Annotated in this window: 7 protein-coding genes; 5 read left to right on the top strand and 2 right to left on the bottom strand. The window is 56.4% G+C overall.

Annotated features, from left to right (window positions below; translation table 11 throughout):
* Together QCH34_RS04205 and QCH34_RS04200 are read left to right on the top strand one after the other, a co-directional pair.
* Positions 1-1,568: glutamate--tRNA ligase (locus tag QCH34_RS04205; protein ID WP_300330583.1), on the top strand; the 1,568-nt coding region annotated here is incomplete at its 5' end.
* 12 nt (positions 1,569-1,580) lie between these two features.
* On the top strand, positions 1,581-2,297 hold the full coding sequence (locus QCH34_RS04200) for a hypothetical protein (RefSeq protein WP_300330581.1): 717 nt from the start codon (positions 1,581-1,583) through the stop codon (positions 2,295-2,297).
* Here the strand turns inward: QCH34_RS04200 and corA are convergent.
* Positions 2,270-3,325, bottom strand: coding sequence for a magnesium/cobalt transporter CorA (gene corA, locus QCH34_RS04195; protein ID WP_300330578.1), 1,056 nt, complete (start codon positions 3,323-3,325; stop codon positions 2,270-2,272). The genes QCH34_RS04200 and corA overlap by 28 nt on opposite strands.
* 33 nt (positions 3,326-3,358) lie before the next feature.
* Positions 3,359-4,666: an STAS domain-containing protein gene (locus QCH34_RS04190; RefSeq protein WP_300330576.1), complete on the bottom strand. Its 1,308-nt coding sequence runs from the start codon at positions 4,664-4,666 to the stop codon at positions 3,359-3,361.
* Between the two features lie 92 nt (positions 4,667-4,758).
* On the opposite strand from QCH34_RS04190, the gene QCH34_RS04185 reads away from it, so the two are divergent.
* From QCH34_RS04185 to QCH34_RS04175, 3 genes are all read left to right on the top strand, one after another.
* The gene (locus tag QCH34_RS04185) at positions 4,759-5,262 is read left to right on the top strand and encodes a hypothetical protein (RefSeq protein WP_300330573.1); all 504 of its coding nucleotides are present in this window, start codon (positions 4,759-4,761) and stop codon (positions 5,260-5,262) included.
* Positions 5,262-5,489, top strand: coding sequence for a hypothetical protein (locus tag QCH34_RS04180; RefSeq protein ID WP_300330571.1), 228 nt, complete (start codon positions 5,262-5,264; stop codon positions 5,487-5,489). The genes QCH34_RS04185 and QCH34_RS04180 overlap by 1 nt, the downstream gene beginning before the upstream one ends.
* A partial coding sequence (locus QCH34_RS04175) for a type B DNA-directed DNA polymerase (protein WP_300330569.1) occupies positions 5,476-7,013 on the top strand: 1,538 nt, incomplete at its 3' end. The genes QCH34_RS04180 and QCH34_RS04175, both read left to right, overlap by 14 nt.

The following is a 7,013-nucleotide window of genomic DNA, read 5'->3' as shown; positions in this document are numbered from 1 at the left end:
CCGAACTCAGGAGCAGGGCACAGGAACTGAACGGAATGATCCAGTCGGTGCTTGCCGATGTCGAAGCACTCTCCCTCGAAGAGCGGGAGGCGAGGCTTCTCTCTCTTGCACCCGATCTTATAGCCTCGATGCACCAGAAGAAAGAGCGGTCTTGCGAACTCCCCCCGCTCCCTGATGCCGATGGCGGGGTGGTGATGCGGTTTGCACCAAACCCTTCAGGTCCGCTCCATCTCGGCCATGCCCGTGCATCCATCTTAAATGATGCCTATATCCGCCGATATGGCGGGAAGTATATCTACCGGATAGAAGATACCGATCCAAAGAGGGTTGATCCCGATGCCTACCAGATGGTGAGAGAGGATCTTGAATGGCTTGGGATTGGGATATCGGATATCATATACCAGAGCGACCGGCTCGATATCTACTATGAGTATGCCCGGCAGCTGATCGAGCTTGGGGGGGCCTATGTCTGCACCTGTGAGGCTGAGCGGTTCCGCGAGCTGAAGATTGAAAAGAAAGCATGCCCATGCCGCATCAAGACACCAGAAGAGAATCTTCTCCGCTTCGGGCAGATGTTCGATGGCACCTTCGTTGAGGGGCAGGCAACAGTCCGGATCAAGACCGAGATCGACCACCCCGATCCGGCGATCCGGGATTTTTCAGCGATGCGTATCGTGAACAGCACCATCCATCCCCGTGTCGATGCAACCGTCTATCCCCTGATGAATTTCTCAGTGGCAATTGACGACCATCTCCTCGGGATGACTCATGTGATCCGGGGAAAGGATCATATTGCCAATACCCGGCGGCAACGGTATATCTTTGATTACTTCGGGTGGAAACCGCCACACTATCTCCATTATGGGCGGATGTCCATCGAAGGGCTTGTCCTTTCGACCTCATCGATGCATCAGGGAATCAGTGAGGGAATCTACTCGGGCTGGGATGATATCCGGCTTGGGACGCTCCGTGCTCTCGCACGCCGCGGGATCCGTCCTGAGGCGGTGCGTGCTGCGATCACCGAGATCGGGATCGGAGAGACCGATATCTCGTTCTCATGGGATAACCTCTTTGCAAAGAACCGCGACATCATCGATAAGGAATCGAACCGCTACTTCTTCGTTCCTGAGCCGGTATCTCTCCGGGTGGAGGGAGCCCCGGACCAGATTGCTGAGGCACCCCGCTATCCGGGTGATGAGGAACGGGGATTGCGGAAGCTTCACTTCACGGGAGAGGTGCTCATCCCTGCATCCGAGATAAAAGATGGTGGCGGGATGATCAGGTTAAAAGATCTCTTCAATATCAGGATCACCGGCGATCAAAATGCTGAGTATGCCGGAGATTCGCTTGCCGATGCGAGGGCTTCGAAAGCCCCGATCATCCAGTGGCTCCCGCCGGAAGCGGCGGTTCCCTGCCGTATCCTCACTCCGGAAGGAGTTCTTGAAGGATATGCCGAGGCTGAGGCGGCAGACTTTGCAGGCAGAACCATCCAGTTCGAGCGGGTCGGTTTTGTCCGGATCGATTCTGTGGAGAAGAACTCGATCACTGCCTACTTCACCCACCGGTGAACTCTTTTTTCCATGGATGCCATCTGCCTGCTGAGAGAGACGGAAATGGGCAGGGAAGAGGCGCTCCGTGCACTCCGGCACCTTTTGCTTTCGACACGGGAAGCGCTGCTCTCACCCGATCATGAAACACGCAGGCGGGCTCAGGGGAGGTTCTTTGAGGCGGCAGCCTATGAACTCCTCAGAAAAGCGGGAGACAAAAGCCGGTGTATCGAAAGAATCGCTGCGTGGGGAGCTGATGTTGGTGAATATGGCGGATCAAAAAAAGGGATCTGGTACTCACGGGACGGCGGACTCCGGATCTGCGCAGATGGTGCGATTGCTGCTGAAGTCGATCTCCTCTTTGAAGATGATTTCGGGGTGATATTCTTTGCTGAAGCAACAATCTCCCACCCTTCTGCATCTGCGTTTTTCGGGGAGGTGGAGAAGAAGAGAGGGCTCCTCTCTGCTCTCGCCAAAGGACGCGGGGTGCAGTTCCTCTTTATCACTCCTACTCCTCCGCCACAGGCTCTCTCCCCCCTCTTTGCAGCAGGCGGGGGGGTGATCGTCAGGCCCGATCTCCTCGCCCTTATCACTGAGGTTGAAGACGTGCTTCAAACACCACGGAAGAGGCGGGCGGTTTTCCATCCAAAGGTGGTTTCCGGAACTGCGTTCTTCCGTGAGGAAGCAGGGCCTGAGAAGAGGAAGAGAAGAGATCTCCTCTCCTATATCCAGCGTTTCTTCCTGAAGTAGCCGAGCATCAGAAGAGAGAGACAGAGCATCAGGAGAAGGGTTGCCGGGTACCCGATCTCCCAGTCAAGCTCAGGCATGTATGCGAAGTTCATCCCGTAAATTCCTGCAATGAAGGTGAGCGGGATGAAGATCGTCGCGATGATGGTGAGCACCTTCATCACTTCATTCATCTTGAAGGAGATGGTGGAGAGGTAGAGATCGAGCATGCCTCCGGTGAGATCACGCTGGGTCTCAACAGCATCGATCACCTGGATCGTGTGATCATAGATATCGCGGAAGTAGATCCCGGTTTGATCCGAGATAAGCGGGGTATCGGATCTCTCAAGGGAGGAGAGGGCTTCCCTGAGTGGCCAGACCGCTTTTCTAAGGGCGATCAGATCACGTTTGAGGCGGCGGATCGAGATGACGGTATCGGGACCCGGGTTCTGGATAAGGGTATCTTCAAGCACCTCGATATCTTCGCCAAATGATTCAAGGACCTCAAAGTATGCATCGACGATCGTATCAGTGAGGGAGTAGCAGAGGAAATCCGCCCCATATTTGATCATCTTCCCTTTGTTTCTGATCCTGAGACGGATGGGGTCAAAGACATCGCCGACCCGCTCCTGGAATGAGAGGACACAGGTTTTTGTGATGATCAGGCTCACCTGTTCGGATCGGATCTCGCCATCTGATCGTGTGAGCATCCTCTGGACCAGGAAGAGATAGTCGGGGTACTCTTCGTACTTTGGCCGCTGGGTGGTGTTCATCAGATCCTCAAGCGTAAGCGGATGGATCGAGAAGATCTCGCCTATCATCCTGATGATCTTCGTGTCATAGATACCATCGATATTGATCCAGGTTACCGAGGGGGTGTCCCGGTACCTGCTGATGATCGCGGGATCACGGGTACACAGTTCGGTGACATTGCCTCCTGCATCGTAATCCATTACCGTTATGGTGATGGGATCACCGGTTTCTTCGCCGATATGAATGAGTGAGCCGGGGGGCATCCCGGCCTTCTTTGAGATCCTGGTGAAGATGGGCATGATCGTATCCGGTGTTTGTAGATTGTACCTTGGTTACTCTTCTGCGACCTCGCTGATGTACGCCACCCCGATCTTTCCACGGCGGAACCGGGTGCTGTTTAAGAGGTGGCGCATATCCGCAACCTCCGCTTCCTGGAGCAGGGTCTGGATCATCTTCTCAAGAGGTGCGTTTTTATCCCATGGAACCCCCCGGAAGATAACGCCATGGTTATGGAGCATTTGATCGGCGGTGCCTTTGTGTGCCGGGTGGAGGTAGGCAAGGGAATGGAGGGCAACCGGATCATAGGATGAGAGATCTGCGGTTGCATCCACCCCGACCCCGAATGAGACGAGAGTATCGCCGGTATGGTGGGGGATAGGATTCACCGAGCACCAGTCTTCAATGGCATCCTCATCCATGATCGTTCCTTTGAGTCCGCCGGAGTACTCTTTCAGGGGAGAGCGGGCAAGCCCTGAGCCTGTCATCCCGGCAGTGACACCGGCGATCGCAAGGGCGATGATGCCTCTGAAGTCCTTCTGCTTCTCCTTGGCACGCAAGAAGAGCTGCCGGTAGAGATCTTCAAGGGAGATGCCATCCGGATCCTCGGATTCAAAGGAGATGTACTCGTGGAAAGGCCCTTCCAGCGTGATATTAAAGGCGGTATAAACAGGTATCCCAAAATCCTCTCCTGCGGGTGCGAGAAAATCCGGGGTATCATTTCCATCGGTCGGGAGCCAGACCATCGCACCATGGAGGGTGATCATCTCCCCGAGGAGCGGGAGTGCGGATTCTGCATCAGGGCTGAGCGCACCAAGCCCGATTGAGTACCTGATCGACGAAAACGTGGATTCCACCAGATCATCCCCCGTGATCCGTGCATGGAGAAGGGTGGATAAGCTCCCCCGCACCTTCAGGCGGGCGGTGCCGGTTCCTGCACGCTCTACCTGGTATGAGACAGTACCGTAACTCTCAGACGAGGCAGAAAGTTCATCGATGAGGGAGAGGGCAATCCCGTCTTTCCCGCATGCCAGAAGACCCTCCGGAACGGTGGATACGATTCGAAAGACCGAGTGAAAACCCGCCATCTTCAGCACTTTCATCGGATACTCCTGTACCCCGGCAAGTGCCATGATACCTCCACGCCGTTTCACCTCCTTTGCAAGGGCAAGAAGGGTGCGGATGCCTGCACTTGAGAGGTACTCAACCGATGACAGATCCACAACAGCTGCAAAGTCGTCGTCATGAAATCCCGACTTTATCGCCTCATCAAAGATCCCGGAGCCGTGTCCGTCAAGCCTGCCATCCGGTGCAAAGACGACCACCCCATCCTGTCGTGAGATTGCAATATTCATCGTTATCATGGTAGCTTGGAGAGGAAGAGATAAATAATTCCCCTTCACTTTCGCACCCCGTGCACTGATACTCAATACCACAGGTATCCAGATCTGTTGGTATGGAGATCAGACTTGCACCATATATTACCCTTGGAACCGGAACATTTGCAGCGATTGTTGCCCCGGAAGAGGAGATTCTTACGCTTTTTACAGAGCATCCCGAACTAAGGCGGTACCTGTTCCTGTATATCTCAGGCAATGGCTCCCGCCTGCTGACACGGGCCGGAGACAGGAGCGCCACCTTTGATGTCAGGCGGGCATTCACCGCTCACCAGCTCCTTACGATCCTCAGAGAGGCAGGCCATACAATCGTCTTCATCGAGCATGATCCAACCCTCTTTGAATCCGGGGGAAGGGGTATGGCTGCTGCAATCGGGAAGGTGATCGCGGAGGTTGCCACGGGATCGCTTGTGATCCTGTACACACCTGCCCCGGATCGGTTCTTTGGCGAGATGGCTGCATATGCTGACCGGATCATCACACTTGCACCCGAAGCAGCACCGGTGCGGAAGCAGAGTGTCCGGGCGAGCCGTGCCGGTCAGGCGACACTGGGGGCATTCTGATGGGGAGGAGCATCGGAAGTGTCCGGCAGGGAGTCAACGAGATTGCCCGGCGGTGGGAGCGGGCAGGTCGGGCACTGCAGAAGGAGGAACAGCCCTATGCCGCCCGCCTCGCCGCAATGGTCCGTGCCCATACGGGTGAGGGGTTCTACGCATTCGATGATCCGCTTGAGGCGGCGATCTTCTCGGTCTTTATCGAGCTGTTGAAGGAGTGCGATGTGGATTCTTGATGCCTCGGCAGAGAGGGGAGGCATCCGTTTCTGGGGAAGGGGCGGAGAGTCGAAACGGGTTGCCTATACTCCATCATTTCTCTTCACCCTTGACGATCCCCATCTCCACCGGGATCTGCTGGATGGACTGGATGAGCGGTTTGGTCTTGTCCCATGCCGGGTACAGACGATCTTCTCAGAAGAGGACGGGTATGCGATCGCTGCGTCCCGGAAGGTTGCCGGGCTGATCGAGGAGCAGAGCGGGTACAGCGCAAGGATCTACAACCTTGATATCCGGCCAGAACAGCGTTTCCTTGCCGAAAAAGGGCTTACCGCCTGCGCATTTCCTGGAGAGGACCGTTTTGCCACCTCGTTTGACCGGAGCCTTGCGGGGATGGAGATCAGGGTTTCTGATCCCCCGTACCGGAGCCGGAGATTAAGCGGGATTTCTGTGGATGGGAAGGCGATCACCGGATCTCTTCCGGAGATGCTTGGTGAGCTTGCGGCATCCATTGACGATCGGAACCCGGATCTGATCATCTTTCCCCATGCCGACTACTGGATGCCGGTGCTCGTCTCTTCCGCAGAAGAGTCTGGGATACTGCTCCCGTTCAGCAGGACAGGGAAATACAGCCGCCTCTCGGCACGGTCATACCAGAGTTACGGACGGATGGTTCACCGGGAAGGGGCGCTCATCCCGGAAGGGCGGTGCCTCATTGATTCGTCCCGGAGTTTCACGTACCGGGAGAGCGGGATCGCCGGGGTGCTGCTTGCCTCCCGGATGACCGGGCTTGCCCCAAACCTCACCGCCCGGCTCACCCCCGGCACACTCATCTCCGCATACGAGAACTACGAGGCGATCAGGCGGGGTATTGCGGTGCCATTCCGGAAATGGGATCCTGAAGAGAGCCGACCGATTGCCCGCCTCCGTGAGGCTGATAAAGGCGGGATGATCTTCCAGCCGCATCCGGGGGTCTATGATGATGTCGTGCAGGTCGATTTTACCTCGATGTACCCCTCGATCATCGTCGGCAAGAACCTCTCCCCCGAGACGGTTGGCGGGGGTGGGGAGGCGGGGTTTCTCGCATCAGTGCTTGCGCCGGTGGTCGGGCTCAGGCTGAAGACGAAAGCCATGAAGAAGGAGGATAAGCGGTATGCGGGTATGGACAGCCTCCTGAAATGGATGCTGGTCACCAGTTTTGGCTATACGGGCTACCGGAACGCGAAGTTCGGTTGTATTGCGGTGCACGAGGCGATCACCCGGCATGCCCGTGAGATCCTGATTGCAGCAAAAGAGTGCGCCGAGGAGTGCGGATGCCGTGTCCTCCACGGGATCGTCGACTCGCTCTGGGTTGCCGGCGGCGATATTCCACGATTTGTCCGGGAGACTGAGGCAGCCACCGGTATTCCAACCGAATCGGAGGCGTACCGCTGGATCGCGTTCCTCCCGATGGCTGACGGAACCGGTGCCTATAACCGCTATTTCGGGCGGCTGACAGACGATACCATGAAGATCCGTGGGGTTGCCGCACGCCGGGGTGATAC

This window comes from Methanocalculus sp. (genome assembly GCF_029762515.1).
Classification (GTDB): Archaea; Halobacteriota; Methanomicrobia; order Methanomicrobiales; family Methanocorpusculaceae; genus Methanocalculus.
The sequence above is the reverse complement of the archived record's forward strand: the minus strand, read 5'-3'. Positions and strand labels throughout refer to the sequence as shown.

Excerpts from the sequence above, each read along its gene's own strand:
- QCH34_RS04200 (WP_300330581.1), top strand. The coding sequence starts at position 1,581 with ATGGATGCCATCTGCCTGCTGAGAGAGACGGAAATGGGCAGGGAAGAG.
- corA (WP_300330578.1), bottom strand. The coding sequence starts at position 3,325 with ATGCCCATCTTCACCAGGATCTCAAAGAAGGCCGGGATGCCCCCCGGC.
- QCH34_RS04190 (WP_300330576.1), bottom strand. The coding sequence starts at position 4,666 with ATGATAACGATGAATATTGCAATCTCACGACAGGATGGGGTGGTCGTC.
- QCH34_RS04185 (WP_300330573.1), top strand. The coding sequence starts at position 4,759 with ATGGAGATCAGACTTGCACCATATATTACCCTTGGAACCGGAACATTT.
- QCH34_RS04180 (WP_300330571.1), top strand. The coding sequence starts at position 5,262 with ATGGGGAGGAGCATCGGAAGTGTCCGGCAGGGAGTCAACGAGATTGCC.